Genomic DNA, 18,773 nt, shown 5'->3' with positions numbered 1-18,773 from the left:
TTAATGTTAGGTTTAAAACGAGGGTTAGTATTTTACTGCGTAATAATGATATATTGTCGTTAGGTATTTTTAATATGAGTAAGGGGTAATACTATGAAGATGCTAACGATTCAAGAAATGACCGAAACTCAAAAAATCCAAGTGCGCACGAGACTCGCGCAAGAAAGGAAGAAACTAGGCCGTGAATTAACCAATTCTGAGCAGAGCAAGGTAAGAAAACAAATTATTACAGAAATATCTCAAGAAGTCGAAAAACAAGCTAAAAAACGACGAGCAGAAAAGAAAAAAGATAAATTAGTACCCAGTGATACAACATACAGTTGGTCTTCACAAAATCACAAAAGAGGGTATCGTTAATTTTTAATCAGAGTGTTCCGCTAGTGATTTGCGTTAAGTGATTGTAATTTTATGCAATTCAAATCATTAAAAGATCTCTAAGATGAAAAAGATTACGTTATTATTCTTGTTATTTAGTCGTTTTGCTGTCGCAAAATCCCATTATCATGGGAAACCATCCCGTAATGATTCTGTTGTTGTGCATGTTTGCGCTTTATCTCCTTTTTCTAATTTTTATGCAGAAGCTGCAATGTCCGAGCAAACAGCACGAAACAAAACCTCTCGGCGTTGTGAATTAGGGCAAGGGCAAGGCAGTATTTTTTGTAAAGCTCAAGATGCTAAGTGCAGTACCAGTAAAATTGGTTGGGTCTAGTGGGGAACACAATATAATCGGATTATTCGCTGTTTGCTCTCTTTGCATTTTTTGGCGATATAGTATCCCCAAGTTAAAGCAGAAGCCGACTCCCGGCCTTCTTGGGCAAAATTGCCAACTACCTTGTATTTTTCTATTCAATAAATTTCCTTTTTCTAGCGCTTTGGCAACTTCACTAAAAGTAACTGGTAATCCATGAATGCTATGAGTTAATACAACGGCTTTCAGTATCCAGCGGTGGTTGTTTAACTTCCACGTGACAAAAGTAGCGGTGGCTGATAGATTATCTATTCATACAGTTATTCATTTACCTATTCATAAACCTATTCACCGAGTGATTAAATCATGACAAATAGACTTGAAATGATTCGTCAATTATTACGTCGAGAGCCAGCAACGGCAAGGCAACTCGCTGATATAATGAACATTAGTCAGCCAACCATTTCTCGAGCGTTAACATCACTTGGTGAAGACATTGTTCGAATTGGTTCGGGTCCATCTATTCAATATACTTTGCGTGATACTTTTCGCGGGTTTGACACGGCACCTATTTATCGCATCAGTGAAGAGGGAACCTTAAGGCCACTAGGGAAACTGATCCCAGTTTACCCCGGGGGATTTGTCATGGAGCAGGAAGATAATGTCTGCCTTTATAGTGATGGCCTGCCATGGTGGTTGTTTGATATGCGTCCACAGGGGTATCTTGGTCGGGCGTATGCATCAACTTATTCAGCAGAACTTGGTCTACCGGCTAACCCAGAACACTGGTCAGATAGCGATATAATAAGGGCTTTAATTACCCATGGTCATGATGCAGTAGGAAACTTATTAATTGGGGAGCAGGCAAAAAAGCAATTTTTGAATATGCCTTCACCGACACCTGTTGATCGAGCTATAACCTATCCCTCACTAGCATTGGCTGTCAGTTCTGGAGAAGCTCCAGGCTCATCAGCCGGTGGAGAGCAACCAAAATTTTGTACTTATACCGATCGTGGTCATGTACTCGTAAAATTTACGGCGCTGGACGATAACGCAATCAGCGAACGGTGGCGCGATTTATTGCAAGCTGAACATCTTGCGTTAAAAGTGCTTGGTGTAGAAACAGAAGTTTTTGATTTTGGTGGGCAGCGCTTTCTTGAAGTTCCTCGGTTTGACCGACTAGGTTCAATGGGGCGCATAGGTCTTTTCTCTTTACAAGCTCTAGAAGCTGAGTTTGTTGGCAAAGCGATGAAACCTTGGCCTGTATTGGTGAATGACCTTGTCAAACAAGGGTATGTAGATGCCGATGCCGCCATTAGTACTGCGCGACTTTGGGCATTTGGCATGTTGATAGGAAATACGGATATGCACCATGGTAATTTATCATTTATTAGTAGCCATGGTCGTCCATATCAGCTTGCGCCAGCCTACGATATTTTGCCTATGGGGTTTGCTCCTAAATCGGGCGGTGAAATCGTAAACTCACTTCGAGTGGCAACTCTACTTGATGGGATCAGTGGGGATATTTGGCGAGAGGCGTTAGCACTAGCGGAAGAGTTTTTCACCTTGGTAAATAATTGTGATCGGTTATCAAATAATTTTGGCCAATGTCTTACTGCGTTGCGTAATCATCTTGATGAGGCGAGGTCACGCATATCCCGTTTGGAGTGAGGCTCATTGGTATAGATGTCAGTATTTTTCATTATTCATGAAAAGTTAATTGCTTATGTAACCGATCGCCAAAATTGGGTTACGTAAGTTTTTAACCATGAAATTTCAACCCGATTTTGTGAAAGGGGTATTAACCAGCGGGGCGGCCGTAATGCCTAAACCTTAAACATCATTAAGGTAGATTTAAGGCTTAAGTAGATATTTGTTATGTATGATTGTGGTCATTAGTGAGGCGTTAATATTATCTTGGCTTTTAACGTCGTGAATTACACCATGGGTCATTAGGATATGCTCCCGTATTATCAATCGAATTGTTTTCTATCATATCCAAATAGAGTAACTCAACTTCAGTTCTTGCCCATGGCGTGCGACGAAGAAACTTTAAGCTAGATTTAATACTTGGATCTTTGTTAAAGCAGTTTATTTTTATAATGCGTCCAAGTTGGCTCCAACCGTATCTATCAACCAATGCATTAACTTGCATTTCTAGTGTAACTCCATGTAAAGGGTCTTTCGATTTATATTCACTCATTACGGCATATCCGAAGCATAGGCAGGTTATTATTAAGCGCATATAAATAAGCTGAATACCAATCTAAGTCAATAGGGTGTTAACAATGACTGAACGAGCAAGGCCTATTTTTGCCCTGAAATTACATTTAACATAATATGCATTATGCGAACCTAAGTATAAAATGAAGAAATCCAGCGTTTTGGCTGGTTAATCGTGTTGGTTCTTTTTTGGTTTTAAACCCAATTTGACTTCATAAATCTTCCGTTTTGCAATAACTTCTATGGGTTCTGCAATTGCTCTGATATCTGTTAGTCCCATGCTAACTAACCTAATTCATATTATGATTATTGTGAGAAATGAATTCTGGCAATATGTTACGGATATTCCCACAAAAGTTATTGACCGACGTTTGACGCCAAACAAGAATATGACGGTGTATTACTTCTATAATTACCCGCTAATTTACTCATATAGATGTGGTCACATGGCTTACAAACTGAATCTTAACTGGCCTGAATTTTTAGAAAAATACTGGCAGAAAAAACCCGTTGTATTGAAAAATGCATTTCCTGATTTTGTCGACCCTATCACACCGGATGAACTGGCGGGCTTAGCCATGGAGCCGGAAGTTGACAGTCGCCTAGTCAGCTTTATTGATAACAAATGGGAAGCGAGTCACGGCCCGTTTGAAGATTTCAGCGAATTAGGCGAAAAAGGATGGTCACTACTGGTGCAAGCGGTCAACCATTGGCATATGCCAGCGGCCGAACTGGTAAAACCGTTTCGTGTACTACCCGAGTGGCGTCTTGATGATTTGATGATCTCCTATTCGGTGCCTGAAGGTGGTGTTGGACCACATATTGATAACTATGATGTTTTCATCATCCAAGGTATGGGACGCCGCCGCTGGCGTGTGGGCGATGCCCTACCTATGCGTCAATTCTGCTCACATCCGGCATTATTACATGTCGACCCATTTGAACCGATTATTGACGTAGAAATGGCGCCTGGAGATATTCTGTATATTCCGCCGGGATTCCCTCATGATGGTTTCACTTTCGAAGATACCATGAACTATTCTGTCGGCTTTCGCGGGCCAACAGGACGTGATCTGCTGAGCAGTTTTGCAGACTATGCGCTGGAACAGGATTTAGGTGGCATAAATTATAGCGATCCTGACCTCACGGTGACTGAAAACACAGGCACCATGAAACTTCATGAGGTTGAACGTCTACGAGCCATGATGATTGAAATGATCAACAAACCGGGTGATTTTGAACAGTGGTTAGGCCGTTTTGCAACGACTCTACGTCATGAATTGGATATTGCGCCTGCGGAACCGCCATACCAACCGGAAGAAGTGCTGAGTGCACTGAATGATGGTGAAAAACTGATCCGACTGAGCGGTTTGCGTGTGATGCGTATTAATGAGCACTTTTTCGTGAATTCTGAAAGCTGGATTACCACAGAAACAAAGGGTGCGGATGCATTGTGCCAGTTTACGGAAGTCGACAGCAATGAACTTGGTAAGGCACTGAATAACCGAGATTTTGTTGCGCAATTAACCGAATTTATCAATCAAGGATATTGGTATTTCGAAGAATAAGTCGCCCCTGCCCAACAAGATAAAACACCTGCTGATGGGTGTTTTATCCCTTCTGTCCTTCTACTTTTGTCAGTTTTTAGGTTTTATCTGTTATCTAATAAAAGTCAAATAAGCTAGTTTTAGTCATTATCTTACTTAGCGGTACTTCTGATTGGAGTTAAAAATGACAGTTCCTACTCGGCTGGTCAGCGGCTTATTATTCGCAACACTTTTGGCTTCTCAACACGTACGTGCTGATGCTGAAACAAAACTAAATCAAGATGTTAAACTAAATCATGCAACCGTGTTTTTGCGCGGTGCTACCTTAGACAACAGTGTGACACTGTCACTTAATAAGGGGCAGACTGAGGTTGTTCTTACGAATATAGCAAGCAATATTGACGCTCGAACGCTTTCAATTGACTTTGATAATAGTGATGTGACTATTCGTTCCGTAAATGTACAAAATGTGGCAGTTACACCTACATACCCCGCCAATATTGTTGAATTACAAGAACAACAAAAGGACTTAGTTCAGCAAGTTGAAAACTTAAACATTGCAATTAAAGTCGGTGAAGAGCAATTAAGCTTATTGAAAGATCAGCGCTTTTTTGGGGAAAATAACGCGCAATCATTAGAACAGTCCTCTCAAAAGTTAGACTTTATACGTCAACAAATGACTTCAATATTGCATGAACAACAAAAATACCAATTAGAGATTGATAAGTTAGAAGAAAAACTTGCGATATTGCAAACGCAGATCGATGAAAAAATGCCCTCGTCTGTTGGCCAGCAAACTCAGATTGTCATGTTGGTCGATGCGGCTAAACCAACCATTGCACAGCTACAATTGTCCTATTTAACGCCTGATGCCGCGTGGTCACCAAGTTATGACATTCGTAGTCAGGACGTTGAGTCGCCAATCACCCTCACGTATAAAGCCAATTTAATTCAAAATACAGGCATTGATTGGGAAAAAGTCAATTTGACCTTATCGACGGTTAACCCATCAAAAAATATCACGCCTTCTGTTTTACAGCCTTGGCGCTTATCCGTTTATGATGATAATGCTCAAATAGCGCGTCAGGTTCGAATGAGGATGCCTGCAGCCCCTGCGGCAATGTATCAAGAAAATGGTGTTAGTGAGAAGAAAAAAACAATCAATTCAGGTATATCAGACTTTGTTACAACGTCTAATAATGGTATCAATTTAAATTATCAAATCGCCCTGCCTTATTCACTAAAAAGCGCGAACAAGCCGAATACTGTCACCATCAAACAACAAAATCTCGATGTAAAATACAAATATACCACCACGCCAAAACTGATTGAAGAGGTGTTCTTACAAGCAGATATCGACAATTGGCAATCACTTAACCTATTGAATGGAAATGCTAATATTTATTATGGTAATACATATATTGGCAACGTTATGATTAATGCAAATCAATTGGTTGATACATTACGAGTTCCTTTTGGTGTTGACAAGAGTATTCAAGTTTCCCGTGAACCAAATGAAAAAATAAAGAAAAAACCGAGTTTTATGGGATCAACAATCCAACAAACAGAAAGTTACTTGATCAAAGTAAAAAATATGCATGCGAAACCAGTTGAATTAACGGTTTATGACCAAATTCCGCTAAGTGAGGATAGTGAGATAAAAGTGTCTGAAATAGAGGATAAAAACGCAGTTACCAATAAAAGTACAGGTGAAATAGCCTGGGATATTACTTTAGAGCCTAATGAAGAAAAGCAAATTTCATTCAGTTATACATTGAGCTATCCAAAAGACAAACAAATATTAGGGTTATAACAATTTTTGTAGTTAATGTTAGATGGCGTTAGAATAACGCCATGCTGACACAACAATAACAAATTTGAGGTTTCCATGATTATATTAGTAACAGGCGCTTCTTCTGGCTTTGGTGAATCAATCGCTCGTAAATTTATTCAAAATAATCATACTGTTATTGGTACAGGGCGTAGAACTGAACGTTTAAAAGCCCTACATCAAGAATTAGGGGAAAAATTTTATCCATTAACATTGGATGTTCAAGACAGAAAAGCCATTCAATCTGCAATCGCTAATTTACCTACTCACCTCAAAAACATTGATGTCTTAGTCAATAATGCCGGTCTTGCATTGGGCCTAGAGCCTGCTTTTGATGCAAATCCTGATGACTGGGACGTTATGATTAATACGAATACTAAAGGCTTAGTGAATATGACCTATGAGGTGTTGCAAAACATGGTAGCCGAAAATCATGGTCACATTATTAATATTGGTTCTACTGCGGCAAGTTGGCCCTACAAAGGTGGTAATGTTTATGGTGCAACCAAAGCCTTTGTGAAACAATTTTCACTTGGTTTACGTGCTGATTTACAAGGGAAAAAAATTCGAGTTACCGATATTGAACCAGGCTTAGTTGGTGGCACAGAGTTTTCAAATATTCGCTTTAAAGGGGATGACGATAAAGCAGCTAGCACTTATCAAGGTGCAGATGCCCTGACCCCTGAAGATATTGCTGAAACAGTGTATTGGGTTGCCACGCTACCTGCTCACATGAACGTAAATACATTAGAATTAATGCCTGTTTGCCAAACGTTTGCAGGTTTAACCGTACATAAACAACTTTAGATTTTAGTACTATTCTATACAGACGCACTAGCACACTTTTAGCTATACTCAGATTATCAGTCCTGTTTAGTAAGGAATTACCATGAATTCACACAAAATGTTGAAAACTGGCTTAACTGCGTTATGTTTTTGTCTCCCTCTACTTTGGGCTACGTCGTCTCCTGCTGCACAATCGACAACATCATGTACTGCAGGTAGTACTTGTGTTTCAGTAGGTAAAGGCGATGACTCTCTTAATAAAGAGCAAGCGCGTCAAGAAAAGGAACAATGGGATAGTACCCGTATGTTGCGTAATAAAGTTAATGCGCGTACTGAAAAAGAATTTGATAAAGTAGATGCCGCTTTTGATGCAAAAGATAAATGTGAAAAAAGTCTTAATCTAAATGCTTATTGGGAGCCAAGCACCAAACGTTGCCTTGATGTGAGTAATGGTCGTCCAATTAGTAATCCATAACCTGATAATAGGTTGCCTTATGGAGTTGTTGTTCAACAAGGAGATAAGATGAAAAAGAAATTATTGTTACCCTTATTTGTACTGATGTTAGCGCCCGCTTTTGCGCAAGCTTCATGTGAAAGTGTGATTGAGGAAATCAAACAAAAGATTATCAATAATGGCGTTCCTGCTGATAATTTTAGTTTGGTCGCAGTACCTAATGATGAAGTTGACTCATCTAAAGGTCAAGTTGTAGGTCACTGCCAAAATGATTCTTATAAAATCATTTATACCCGCCATTAGTCTATATTTTAGGTAAAATAAAGGGCGCTATTTGATGATAGCGCCCTTTTTCTTTGTTGGGTTATTAATGCAATTAATTAGGAATAGCGATAAGCTCTTGCAGTTTATCTGTATTGAGATAATGCCCTAGCTCTCTTTCTTCCGGCCGCAATAAATATGGGATTTCCCCAATTAATGGGGCCTTAATATGATGTTGTAACCGATCAATTATTTGAGCATAGTGCGCTAACCCTGGGTTGATACGGTTTGCCATCCAACCGATTAATGGTAATCCATCTGCTCGGATTGCATCCGCAGTTAATAGTGCATGATTAACACAGCCATGTTGAATACCTACGACTAAGATAACACCGACCGGCTGGCCTTTTAACCAGTCTGCATAAAAAGTATTGTCATCAAGCAAATAGCGCCATCCCCCATTACCTTCGATAACAACCATGTCACATTGATGATGTAAATGGTCTAGACCATGCTTTATTTTATTGAAATCAATGCTGTTCTCATGGCTGTAATTGTCCGTGATACGCACAGGATTAACTTCATCGTAGGAAACTAGGTCTTTAGAAACACTGTGAATTAGCAATGCATCTTTATTTCTGATTCCTTCAGGGGTATCAATGCATTGGTCAGCAATAGGTTTGTAGCCCACGGCTTTAATTCCTTGGCTATTTAGTGCTTGCAGGATGGCAAGCGTCGATACTGTCTTCCCGACATCTGTATCTGTCCCGGTAACAAATAGATTGATCATGGTCTTTTTCTATCCTGAAGTGACAGACTTATACAGCAATAAGCTGCAAAAATGATATGGATTCAGTTTATTGGAATGGGTAAGTGAGAAGTTTGCGTTAGCTCAATTTTGTGTACGATAGTGTAAATATTATCGAATTGTTTTAGCCTTGTAATAGTTGTAGTAGAAGTGAACCATCGTATAACGCTCGCTGTATTAATGAAGTTTCACTATCTTTGATGCTAAATGTAGATTTTTCTATCACTAATGTAGACGAATACAGAGGAATAGAAAGTTTATTTATATGTTTATGTAAACATTTTAAAAACAGATCAGAATCTTGATTCAAAGGAGAATTAACCAAAATGAGCTGACTACCCAATAAATTTACCATCAGTGCTAACGGTTTTGCCAACTGTTGTGCAACTTTATTAATAAGATAAACACAAAGACTGTCGTTTAGAATTGCGCCAGCGCAAATTTTATCCATTGAGATATCTTGCTGATGCAAAAATGAATCTGGGTAGTTTATTAGCAAATTATTAGCTTGTTGTAATATTGCAGGAATGGACGTATGGGTTTCTAAGCAATCATAGCTACCACAGTAGCAAACGTTATTTTGTTCAGGCTCACATTGAGTATGGCCGAATAGAATAGGCCGATGGGTATTCGTATCCAATGTTGTCCCATGGTTTAATACCATGACATTAACAACATTTTGTAGCTGTAAGTAAATGATATTTTTTTCTTTTCTTTTTTCCTGATGGGAGAAGAGGTCCATTAAGGCTAAAGCATCCACTGGCGGATGTAAATAAACGGGTAAACCAGTTTGCTTGGTAAGATATTCTGCGATGGCAAGTTGGTGGATTTTAAAAGAAGAATGCTGATAAATAACGCCAGTATGAGGGTCTAAAATACCATCAATAAGGATACTTATCGCGGTGACTCTTTCTAATATTTTTTGCTGGCTGGCAAAGAATTGACTAATTAATTCAGAAAGAAAATCGATAAATTCGCTATTTCCTAGCGGTGTAAATGGATACTCTGTTTGAGCTAAGGTAACCGCGTTAATTTCTTTCAGGGAAATCGTGAGTTTTTGGCCTTCGATACGAATAGCTAAAAATTGCCACCCTTCACTTTCAATGACTAACCCGACTGCTGGGCGTCCGCGCAGACCGAGTACCGGAAACTCTAATTCTTTAATTAAGTGAGCATCCATAAGTTCACGTGTAATTTTGGTGATACTAGCGGGCGCAAGCTGTGCTTGTTTTGACAAAGCAATACGCGAAATTGGACCATGTTGATCAATGATACGGTAAACAATACCCGTATTTAATTGTTTGATTTGGTCTATATGGCCAGTTTGATTCACCATGGTAATAATTCAATTCCTTTATAAAGCAATGAGTTATTATGCCTTAATCTGTGTATGAATGATTTCATTTACATTAAAAGTGTGAACTTGCTCACTTTTGGTTACCAACAATGTTGGCCATCAAAAGATTCGTTAATTTTTTTGCGACGGAGGGCAATGTTCTACGTGTATTGTAGACTAACCAGACTTCAGATGAAGCATTAAGATTAGTGAGTTTTAAGTATTTTACACCATCAATTTTCATACGCGTGAATGATTCTGTAATCACTGATATTCCCATACCAGCGGAAACTAATCCCAAAATAGTCATGGCTTCCCCGGCTTCTTGAGAAATGGTTGGAACCACTCCCGCAGATGTTAGTAATTGATTTATTTCATCATATAATGCTGTACCAACATCGCGCTCAAAGAAAATAAAAGGATAATCAGCAAGTTGTTGAATATCTACGCCTACATCAATAAATTCTAATAATGGATGTCCCTCATAGACGGCTACCATAAAAGGCTCTTTAAATAATAGTTGATAATCCAATTGTTCTGGTAATACCGTATTTCTCATAATACCAATATCAATTCGCCCCGTAATTAATGGCGCTATCTGTTGTTTGGTATTCATCTGGTGCATATGAATAGAAACTTCAGGGTAAGCTTCTCGATATTGCCGTAAGCTCATCGTAACTTTGTGCATAAATGGCGTAGTTGAAGTAAAACCAATGGATAACTCTCCAAGTTCACCCTTTTCCATGCGAGCTGCTTTTGTTGCTGCTGCATCGACTTGAGCTAAAATTTGATATGCTTCTTTTAAGAACATAGTCCCCGCTGCCGTTAAGGCCACATTTCGGTTATTTCTTTCCAATAGTTTTGCATTAATTTTCTCTTCAAGTATTTGTATTTGCTGACTTAAAGGGGGCTGCGAAATATGCAATCGTTCAGCAGCTCTACCAAAATGAAGTTCTTCCGCGACAGCAATAAAGTATCGAAGATGTCTAAGTTCTATACTCATCGTTTGGTTAATACCCATTAATATGTTTAAAGTATTATTATGAATAATTAATATATTAGACAAAAAACTAAAAAGTTTCTATTCTTTGATCGAAATCAAGTGTGTTGGTATGACAAGGAATAAACATGGAACACTCACAAAATAGCCTTACATCTGAGCAACCTAATGAAGGAATAAGAACCCCCTTACAGGGACATACCACACCAAAAAAACATTACATACAAAGAGATGACGCGCTGTATTTACGTGTGACCTTATCCTTTTTTACCGTTGGTTTTGCCACATTTGCTTTGCTGTATTTCGTTCAGCCAATTTTGCCTATGCTGTCAGAAGATTTTAACATTTCCCCTGCAACAGCAAGTTTATCATTATCACTGAGTACAGGCTTAATGGCATTAGGGTTATTAATTACTGGGCCAATTTCAGACGCAATAGGCCGTAAGAATGTGATGGTTATTGCATTGACCTGCGCTGCATTATTTACTCTACTCAGCTCAATCATGCAGAGCTGGCAAGGGATCTTAATTGCCAGAGCATTAGTTGGTTTATCGCTAAGCGGTGTTGCTGCAGTAGCTATGACCTATTTAAGTGAAGAGATCCACCCTAGTTATGTTGCACTATCTATGGGGTTGTATATTAGTGGCAACTCGCTGGGAGGTATGAGCGGCCGGCTAATGACGGGGGTGATCGCAGATTTTTATTCATGGCGTGTTGCTGTCGTTATTTTAGGTTCGTTAGCCTTGATTGCCGCAATTGGCTTTTGGCGCTTACTGCCCCCTTCTCAACATTTCCGCGCGAGTTCTTTAAAACCTAAAAATCTATGGGTTAATTTACATCTACACTTTAGAGACAAAGGGTTACCTTTTCTATTTATCGAAGGCTTTGTCTTGATGGGTGGTTTTGTCACAATGTATAACTACATCGGATATCGTTTACTTGACGCACCTTATTCATTTTCTCAGTCTACGGTTGGCTTGCTATCTGTTATTTATTTAACAGGGACTTACAGTGCGACTAAAACAGGAAGCCTAACTCAAAAATATGGGCTTGGTCGTATATTGATAGCTTCTATTACCCTGATGTTAATTGGTATTTTAATCACATTGTGTTCGAATGTGTGGTTAGTTTTATTTGGGATGACGGTACTAACAACCGGTTTTTTTGCTGCGCACTCTGTTGCCAGTAGCTGGGTGGGACGTAGAGCGAAACGAGCACGAGGACAAGCTTCTTCTCTGTATTTATTCAGTTATTATGCAGGGTCAAGTATCGCAGGTACAGTCGGTGGTTTATTTTGGGAACACTTTGGTTGGACGGGTGTTGCGCTATTTATCGCTGGCATACTGTTTATCGGTCTTATCATCGCTTGTCGTTTAAAATCAATTTGTTATAACCAGTAGATTAGAGGCTGATAAAGGTTAAACTACCATTTTCTCCCGTTATTAGTAGATGATATGAGTGTCTATTAATAACGAGGAAACCCAATGAAATCATTCTCTATAAAATCATTTTTATTTGCACCATTGCTTTTTTGTTGCAGTTTTGTGGTCTGGTCGCATGGCTATGTTAAGTCCCCTGAAAGTCGTTCATACTATTGTAAGTTAGGGGGAAATAAGCAATGTGGCCCAGTGCAATATGAACCGCAATCCATTGAAGGCAAACAAGGCTTTCCCAAATACGGCCCAGCCGATGGTAAAATTGCCAGTGCAGCTAATGCTCTTTTTTCTCCCTTAGACATACAAACTACTGTTCGGTGGCAACGAGCTATTATAAATTCACCAAATGTTAGGTTTAAATGGCGCATTACTGCGAAACATAAAACAACAAAATGGGAATACTTCATCACTAAACCAGATTGGCAACCCAATTCGCCGTTATCGCGTAAACAGTTTATACTAACCCCATTTTGTAAATTTGAACGTGTAGAAATTCCAGGGGAGAGCGTGGAGCACAATTGCGTATTACCGAAGAATCAAAAAGGTTACCATGTGATTTTAGCAATTTGGACAATAAATGATACGGTAAATGCGTTTTACCAAGTCATTGATGCAGAAATAAATTAGCGTAAACGTAAGTCATAATAAGAGAAGGGCAAGTGTTAAAATACCCACTTGCCCTTTTAGGCTTTATTTTTTATTGATAAACACAATAATTAATGTTAATTATTGTTTACCACACATTGAATGTTGTAACTAAATGACAAATAAACAAGACCTGATTAATACGTTTAATGAATTGGAATCACAAATAAACCAATTTAGCCTTTTGCTATTGGATCAATCAAAGCAAGTACCATTTACAGCCCATGTATTTCAATTACCTTCGATAATCAAAGGTGAAGAAAATAATGAGATAGAACAAATCGCAGTGGAAACGGTGGTGAGCCATGATGCAGTAAAAGAAACAATAAAATTAATTAACTTGTTATTTTTACAGAATAAATCTGAAGAAATTAGCAATAAAGCCGCTATCCGCTTACCTGGGGCAATATGTATACAAACCAATTTACAGGCGTATCGTGACTTTAATTCATTGATTTCGAGGATCAATGAGTTAAAGATGCATATAAAAGCGATAGTCACTCAAGTTAACGAACCACATCGATTCGAATTTATACGCAGCAGTTTACATGGACTGCTAACATTAAATACTTACCGCACCCTCACCTCATTGGTTGATATCGATACGATTAATTTTGGTTGGGCAAATAAAAAAGTCATCAATAAAGTGACCAAAGAAACAATACTAGACCGCTTACAAACAAGTTTAGAAAGTGGTCGCTCCCCTCTTCATTTACCTAAAGAACATTGGCTTTTACAATTGGAAAATGAAATTCGCTTAATTGATTCCCTACCCCATAATGCGGTTTTGAAAACTCAACGTCCTGTCAAAGTTCAGCCAATAGCTCGAGTGTGGGATAAAGAACAACAGAAACAAACGCAGTTTGCCTGTGCAACCCCTTTGTTTGTTTTTGCGCTCGAAAAAACAGTGGCCGAAATTAAAGTCGGTGAACTCCCCGATTACTATGCAAATAGCATTGTTATTCGTAATCGCCCTAAAGCAAAAGCAGTTGAATTATTAATACCACGCTTAAATTTGTATATTGAGCGCTAAAAAAACACCCATCTGTAAAACAGTATGGGTGTTATATACTCGCTAGTTTAATTGGCTAGCTTAAGATTTCATGCTGCCCACCATATCTTCTGGACGAACCCAATCATTGAATTGTTCTTCAGTTAAATAGTTGAGTTTCAATGCAGACTCTTTCAAAGTCAGCCCTTCTTTGTGCGCTTTTTTAGCGATTTCTGCCGCTTTATCGTACCCAATGTGAGTATTTAAAGCTGTTACTAGCATTAATGATTCATGAAGTAATTTTTCAATACGCTCACGATTTGGTTCAATGCCAATCGCACAGTGCTCATTAAAGCTACGCATACCATCCGCTAACAAACGAACGGATTGTAAGAAGTTATCAATTAGCATTGGACGGAATACATTCAGCTCAAAATTACCGGATGCACCACCAATATTAACAGCAACGTCATTTCCCATCACTTGTGCGCATAACATGGTTAATGCTTCACACTGCGTCGGGTTAACTTTACCGGGCATGATTGAGCTGCCTGGCTCATTTTCTGGAATTGAAATTTCACCAATGCCGCAACGTGGGCCAGATGCTAACCACCTAACATCGTTCGCGATTTTCATTAAAGAGGCAGCCAAACCTTTTAAAGCACCGTGTGCGTGCACAAGGCTATCGCACGTTGCCAATGCTTCAAATTTATTAGGCGCTGTAACAAATGGCTGGCCAGTTAATTCTGCGATTTTTTTCGCAACACGCACTGCATATTCTGGATGCGTATTTAAACCAGTTCCTACTGCTGTACCACCTAACGCTAATTCGCACACATGCGGAACAGCGTTTTCAATGTGTTTTTCATTATGCGCCAACATTGCAGCCCAACCTGAAATTTCTTGACCTAATGTCAGTGGGGTTGCATCTTGTAAGTGAGTACGACCGATTTTTACGATATCTTTAAATTCTTTCGCTTTTGCATCTAATGTTTGATGCAAAACTTTCAGTTCTGGGAGAAGATGTTCGCGGATTGCGACAACCGCAGCAACGTGCATTGCCGTTGGGAAAACATCATTTGAACTTTGACTTTTATTCACATCATCATTAGGGTGAATAAGACGTTCATTGCCACGTTGGCCTCCGAGAATTTCGCTACCACGGTTAGCTAAAACCTCGTTCATGTTCATGTTACTTTGCGTACCAGAACCTGTTTGCCAAATAGCGAGAGGAAATTCCGTTGGATGTTTGCCAGCTAAGACTTCGTCAGCAGCAGCAATGATTGCATCACCGCGCTCTTTGGCTAATAATCCAAGGTCCATATTGACACTAGCAGCGGCTTTTTTTGTGATAGCGAGTGCGTGAATCAACGCAACAGGCATTTTTTCTACAGATATACGGAAATGTTCTAAAGAACGCTGCGTTTGCGCGCCCCACAATTGGTCAGCAGGTACTTCAATTGGTCCCATTGAGTCTTTTTCAATGCGAGTGGCTGCCATTACTATCTCCTTAGGTACATACACAGAATAATTGATTTTAGAATCATCTGCTTGCAGGTAAGCAAATAACCGAGCAGTATAATGCCACAAATTGAATTTCATTTATGAGACTTGGTCGAGCTTATTGTACTGTAGTGAAAAGGAAATCAGTTGATTTTTATGAAAAAGAGAATTTTGCTATGCTTAAAATGATAAACAAAGTCCAAAACTATGACTGGGGCAGTAAAACAGCCCTGACTAAGCTATATGGGATTTCAAACCCTGATAACTTACCTATGGCTGAACTTTGGATGGGAGCTCATCCAAAAGCAAGCTCTGAAGTTCTCGATGAGGAAAAAAATCAAAGCATTCCACTTAATGTCTTAATCGAAAGTGCTCCTGAAACCTATTTAGGCCAGCATGTCGCACAAACTTATCACCGCTTACCTTATTTATTTAAGGTGTTATGTGCAGCTCAACCGTTATCTGTTCAGGTACACCCAAATAAAACTTATGCTGAAGTTGGGTTTGCCAAAGAAAACTCAGCCGGGATCCCATTAGACTCCCCAATACGCAACTATAAAGACGATAACCATAAACCTGAATTAATCTTTGCATTAACGCCTTTTAAAGCCATGAATGCGTTTCGCCCACTCGACGAAATTGCACAATTGCTGGATTTTGTTTCAGCAGCACATCCGGATATTCAGCTATTTGTTCAGGACCCAACTGAAGAAAAATTATCACGTTTATTTGCACAAATTCTTAATCTGACAGGTGAACAAAAAGATTTAGCGCTTGGTGTATTGAAAGCCGCGTTAAATAGCCGACAAGGTGAACCATGGAACTCGATAAAACAAATGGTTAGCCTGTACCCTGAAGATAATGGGCTATTTACCCCACTTCTTCTTAATATCGTTGAATTAGAGCCTGGTGACGCGATGTTCTTATATGCAAGAACACCGCATGCCTATCTTGAAGGTGTTGGGTTAGAGGTGATGGCAAATTCCGATAATGTGCTGCGTGCCGGGTTAACAAACAAGCACATAGATATTCCAGAGCTGATTGCTAATATTGACTTTAAGCCTACGTTTGCAAAGGATTTATTAAGCATTCCCGAAAAATCTGGAAATATCTGGAAATATAATATTCCAGTAGAAGATTTTGCATTTAATATATATTCTATAGACCACTCGGAAGTTGCGCTATCTAACAATAGTGCCTCAATTTTGTTCTGTATTGAAGGCCAGTTAGTTTTGCATTCAGGTAATGATGAAATATGCATTAATTCAGGTGAATCTGTTTTTTTACCGGCTTATGAGAAAAGCATAACCATTAATGGCAGTGGTAAACTAGCCCGAGTATTTAACAAATAGAGTCATATTCTGTATTTAACCGTCTTCATTCAATGAATGGCGGTTATTTAAAACTTTTATAAATTTATAAGTACGGCAATAACGTACTGAAAGGATGGATGTTTATAATGAAAAAGTCATTAGTCGCGGTTGGTGTTATTGTTGCTCTGGGTGCAGTGTGGACCGGAGCTTCATGGTATACAGGTTCTAAAGTAAAAGATGAACTTGATAGAGTAATCCTCAAAACCAACGATTTTTTTGCTGTAAATGTGCCTGAGTCAGGTTTGAATTTTAAAGTAGAAAATTATGAAAAAGGTGTTTTTTCATCTAAAGCGGATATCGTAATCACCTCTGCTGATTCTGCATCACCAGACGACTCTATCGTATTTAAAACGAATATTGATCATGGTCCATTCCCATTATCACAAGTCGCTAAGTTTAATTTATTACCAAAATTAGCAGCGACGCAAATTGAATTAGCTAACAACGCAACAACAAAAGAATTGTTTGAAGCGACACAAGGTAAACCATTTATTCATGGTTCTGCGGTCATTGGCTATAGCAAAAGTATTGATACCAATTTAGAGCTGATCCCTGTCGAGTATAAGAAAGATGACGTTTCATTATCTTTCAGTGGTTCTAAGTTTGATGTATCAACGACTTCCGACCTTGCTGCTGTAGATGCAACTTTAGTCACTGATAATTTAGTTATCGGTAAGAAAGATAACTCTGAATCTATGACACTAAAAGGCTTAAAATTAGTCTCTAATGTGACAAAATCACAATATGGCTTCTACACCGGAACCCAGTCATTTGTTATTGCGGATACAGATTTCAACATTCCTGAAACCAAATTCTCTTTTAAAGATTTCAAAATTTCAAGTGACACCTCTATTACTGGCGAAGATGTGAAAGGGAATATTTCTTATAGCATCTCTGACTTAAAAGCATTAGAGCAAAACTTAGGTTCAGGCGAACTGACGGTTGCTATTGAAAAATTAGATGCAAAAGCATTAGGTAAATTCGTTGAGCAATATAATGAAGCTTTAGCACAAGGTTTAGCTAATGGCGACCCAACTGAAGCAACAGAGCGTTTAGCTATGGAAATGATGTCTACGACATTGCCAGAGCTAATGAAGAGCAAGCCGGTATTCACGGTTAGCCCTTTCTACTGGAAAAATGAAGCTGGCCAAAGCTCAATTGACCTAAACATCACATTCAATAAATGGAACCAAGACGAAATTACTGCGTTAGCAATGTCTAACAAAGTTGATGAAGCTATCAAGCAGCTCATTACTTCTTTTGATTTCAATTTAAAACTGAATAAACCAATGGTGATCGAATCAATGACTCAAGCAATGATTTTAGATCAAGGTGTTCCAGTTGATGCTAACACGAAAAAAGAAATGAAAGGCATGGTCACTTCTGAGTTTGAAGGTGTTCAGCAAATGCTGACTTCAGATATGTTCTCTTCTCCGTTTGAAGAAATGTTTATGACGGATGAAGAACGTGCTGAAAAAGCTAAACAGAAAAAATCACCTTGGATGATTGATAGCGAAAATGATTTAACTATGACTATCAAATTTGCAGGTAATGACCTGACATTCAATAATGACAAATATACCTTAGCTGAGTTCCTCACTAAGATGAAAGTGATGTCTAATCCAGAAGATGCATTAGAATATGAAGCAGTACCTGCTCCAGATGCAGAACCAGCACCAGGAATGGATGTTGAGCCTGAATTAGCACCACAAGATGCAGCGCCAGCTAACTAATCTAATTGATATAATTTAATCACAAAAGCCAGTTAATATTAGCTGGCTTTTTTATTTGCATTGCAAAATAAATGTGACTTCAATCACATTTGAAATGTAATTATTGATCACGTTTCACATTTTTCGTGATTTACAATTGCCTTTAGCGAAATAAAAGC

Annotated in this window: 18 protein-coding genes; 13 read left to right on the top strand and 5 right to left on the bottom strand. The window is 38.8% G+C overall.

Annotated elements, in window-relative coordinates; translation table 11 throughout:
* Positions 1-93 precede the first annotated feature (93 nt).
* The 3 genes from ACU696_RS12900 to yjjJ all read left to right on the top strand — a co-directional run bounded on the left by ACU696_RS12900 (position 94) and on the right by yjjJ (position 2,359).
* A complete protein-coding gene (locus ACU696_RS12900; RefSeq protein ID WP_004910935.1) occupies positions 94-357 on the top strand; it encodes a DUF3811 domain-containing protein in 264 nt (87 codons plus the stop codon).
* A gap of 82 nt (positions 358-439) precedes the next feature.
* Positions 440-709 (top strand): hypothetical protein, encoded by a 270-nt coding sequence (locus ACU696_RS12895; RefSeq protein ID WP_196718378.1) that lies wholly within the window; start codon positions 440-442, stop codon positions 707-709.
* 345 nt (positions 710-1,054) lie between these two features.
* Entirely contained in the window at positions 1,055-2,359 is a 1,305-nt protein-coding gene (yjjJ, locus tag ACU696_RS12890) for a type II toxin-antitoxin system HipA family toxin YjjJ (protein WP_209101541.1), read from the top strand.
* Positions 2,360-2,612: 253 nt separating this feature from the next.
* On the opposite strand, the gene ACU696_RS12885 is transcribed toward yjjJ, so the two are convergent.
* Positions 2,613-2,891 carry a VF530 family protein gene (locus tag ACU696_RS12885; RefSeq protein WP_004910941.1) on the bottom strand — a complete coding sequence of 93 codons (279 nt, stop codon included), beginning with the start codon at positions 2,889-2,891 and terminating at the stop codon, positions 2,613-2,615.
* A gap of 466 nt (positions 2,892-3,357) precedes the next feature.
* Here ACU696_RS12885 and ACU696_RS12880 point away from each other — a divergent pair, with 466 nt between their 5' ends.
* The 5 genes from ACU696_RS12880 to ACU696_RS12860 all read left to right on the top strand — a co-directional run bounded on the left by ACU696_RS12880 (position 3,358) and on the right by ACU696_RS12860 (position 7,832).
* Positions 3,358-4,479: a ribosomal protein uL16 3-hydroxylase gene (locus ACU696_RS12880; protein WP_209101542.1), complete on the top strand. Its 1,122-nt coding sequence runs from the start codon at positions 3,358-3,360 to the stop codon at positions 4,477-4,479.
* Between the two features lie 163 nt (positions 4,480-4,642).
* Positions 4,643-6,271: a DUF4139 domain-containing protein gene (locus ACU696_RS12875; protein WP_117161919.1), complete on the top strand. Its 1,629-nt coding sequence runs from the start codon at positions 4,643-4,645 to the stop codon at positions 6,269-6,271.
* Between the two features lie 75 nt (positions 6,272-6,346).
* Complete coding sequence (gene ydfG / locus ACU696_RS12870) at positions 6,347-7,096, top strand: bifunctional NADP-dependent 3-hydroxy acid dehydrogenase/3-hydroxypropionate dehydrogenase YdfG (RefSeq protein WP_117161918.1); 750 nt, start codon at positions 6,347-6,349, stop codon at positions 7,094-7,096.
* 82 nt (positions 7,097-7,178) lie between these two features.
* A complete protein-coding gene (locus ACU696_RS12865) occupies positions 7,179-7,550 on the top strand; it encodes a DUF1283 family protein (RefSeq protein ID WP_117161917.1) in 372 nt (123 codons plus the stop codon).
* A gap of 48 nt (positions 7,551-7,598) precedes the next feature.
* Positions 7,599-7,832: a DUF1161 domain-containing protein gene (locus ACU696_RS12860; protein ID WP_115167223.1), complete on the top strand. Its 234-nt coding sequence runs from the start codon at positions 7,599-7,601 to the stop codon at positions 7,830-7,832.
* A 73-nt stretch (positions 7,833-7,905) separates the two neighbouring features.
* Here ACU696_RS12860 and bioD read toward each other — a convergent pair whose 3' ends face one another.
* The 3 genes from bioD to ACU696_RS12845 all read right to left on the bottom strand — a co-directional run bounded on the left by bioD (position 7,906) and on the right by ACU696_RS12845 (position 10,937).
* On the bottom strand, positions 7,906-8,580 hold the full coding sequence (gene bioD, locus ACU696_RS12855; RefSeq protein ID WP_004910953.1) for a dethiobiotin synthase: 675 nt from the start codon (positions 8,578-8,580) through the stop codon (positions 7,906-7,908).
* A 142-nt stretch (positions 8,581-8,722) separates the two neighbouring features.
* Complete coding sequence (locus tag ACU696_RS12850; RefSeq protein ID WP_110731941.1) at positions 8,723-9,934, bottom strand: ROK family protein; 1,212 nt, start codon at positions 9,932-9,934, stop codon at positions 8,723-8,725.
* Positions 9,935-10,025: 91 nt separating this feature from the next.
* On the bottom strand, positions 10,026-10,937 hold the full coding sequence (locus ACU696_RS12845) for a LysR family transcriptional regulator (protein ID WP_004910958.1): 912 nt from the start codon (positions 10,935-10,937) through the stop codon (positions 10,026-10,028).
* Between the two features lie 125 nt (positions 10,938-11,062).
* Between ACU696_RS12845 and ACU696_RS12840 the strand changes: the two genes are divergently transcribed.
* The 3 genes from ACU696_RS12840 to tus all read left to right on the top strand — a co-directional run bounded on the left by ACU696_RS12840 (position 11,063) and on the right by tus (position 14,048).
* Entirely contained in the window at positions 11,063-12,334 is a 1,272-nt protein-coding gene (locus ACU696_RS12840; RefSeq protein ID WP_109912251.1) for an MFS transporter, read from the top strand.
* Between the two features lie 84 nt (positions 12,335-12,418).
* On the top strand, positions 12,419-12,997 hold the full coding sequence (locus tag ACU696_RS12835; protein WP_209101543.1) for a lytic polysaccharide monooxygenase: 579 nt from the start codon (positions 12,419-12,421) through the stop codon (positions 12,995-12,997).
* 133 nt (positions 12,998-13,130) lie between these two features.
* Positions 13,131-14,048, top strand: a complete 918-nt coding sequence (tus, locus tag ACU696_RS12830) for a DNA replication terminus site-binding protein (RefSeq protein WP_209101545.1) — start codon at positions 13,131-13,133, stop codon at positions 14,046-14,048.
* 60 nt (positions 14,049-14,108) lie between these two features.
* Here tus and fumC read toward each other — a convergent pair whose 3' ends face one another.
* Positions 14,109-15,506 carry a class II fumarate hydratase gene (fumC, locus tag ACU696_RS12825; protein WP_110731943.1) on the bottom strand — a complete coding sequence of 466 codons (1,398 nt, stop codon included), beginning with the start codon at positions 15,504-15,506 and terminating at the stop codon, positions 14,109-14,111.
* 179 nt (positions 15,507-15,685) lie between these two features.
* Between fumC and manA the strand changes: the two genes are divergently transcribed.
* A complete protein-coding gene (gene manA / locus ACU696_RS12820; RefSeq protein ID WP_109912254.1) occupies positions 15,686-16,861 on the top strand; it encodes a mannose-6-phosphate isomerase in 1,176 nt (391 codons plus the stop codon).
* 107 nt (positions 16,862-16,968) lie between these two features.
* Complete coding sequence (locus tag ACU696_RS12815) at positions 16,969-18,615, top strand: YdgA family protein (RefSeq protein ID WP_228366964.1); 1,647 nt, start codon at positions 16,969-16,971, stop codon at positions 18,613-18,615.
* Positions 18,616-18,773 lie beyond the last annotated feature (158 nt).

The sequence above is a fragment of the Providencia sp. PROV_01 genome, from assembly GCF_053098325.1.
The sequence above is the reverse complement of the archived record's forward strand: the minus strand, read 5'-3'. Positions and strand labels throughout refer to the sequence as shown.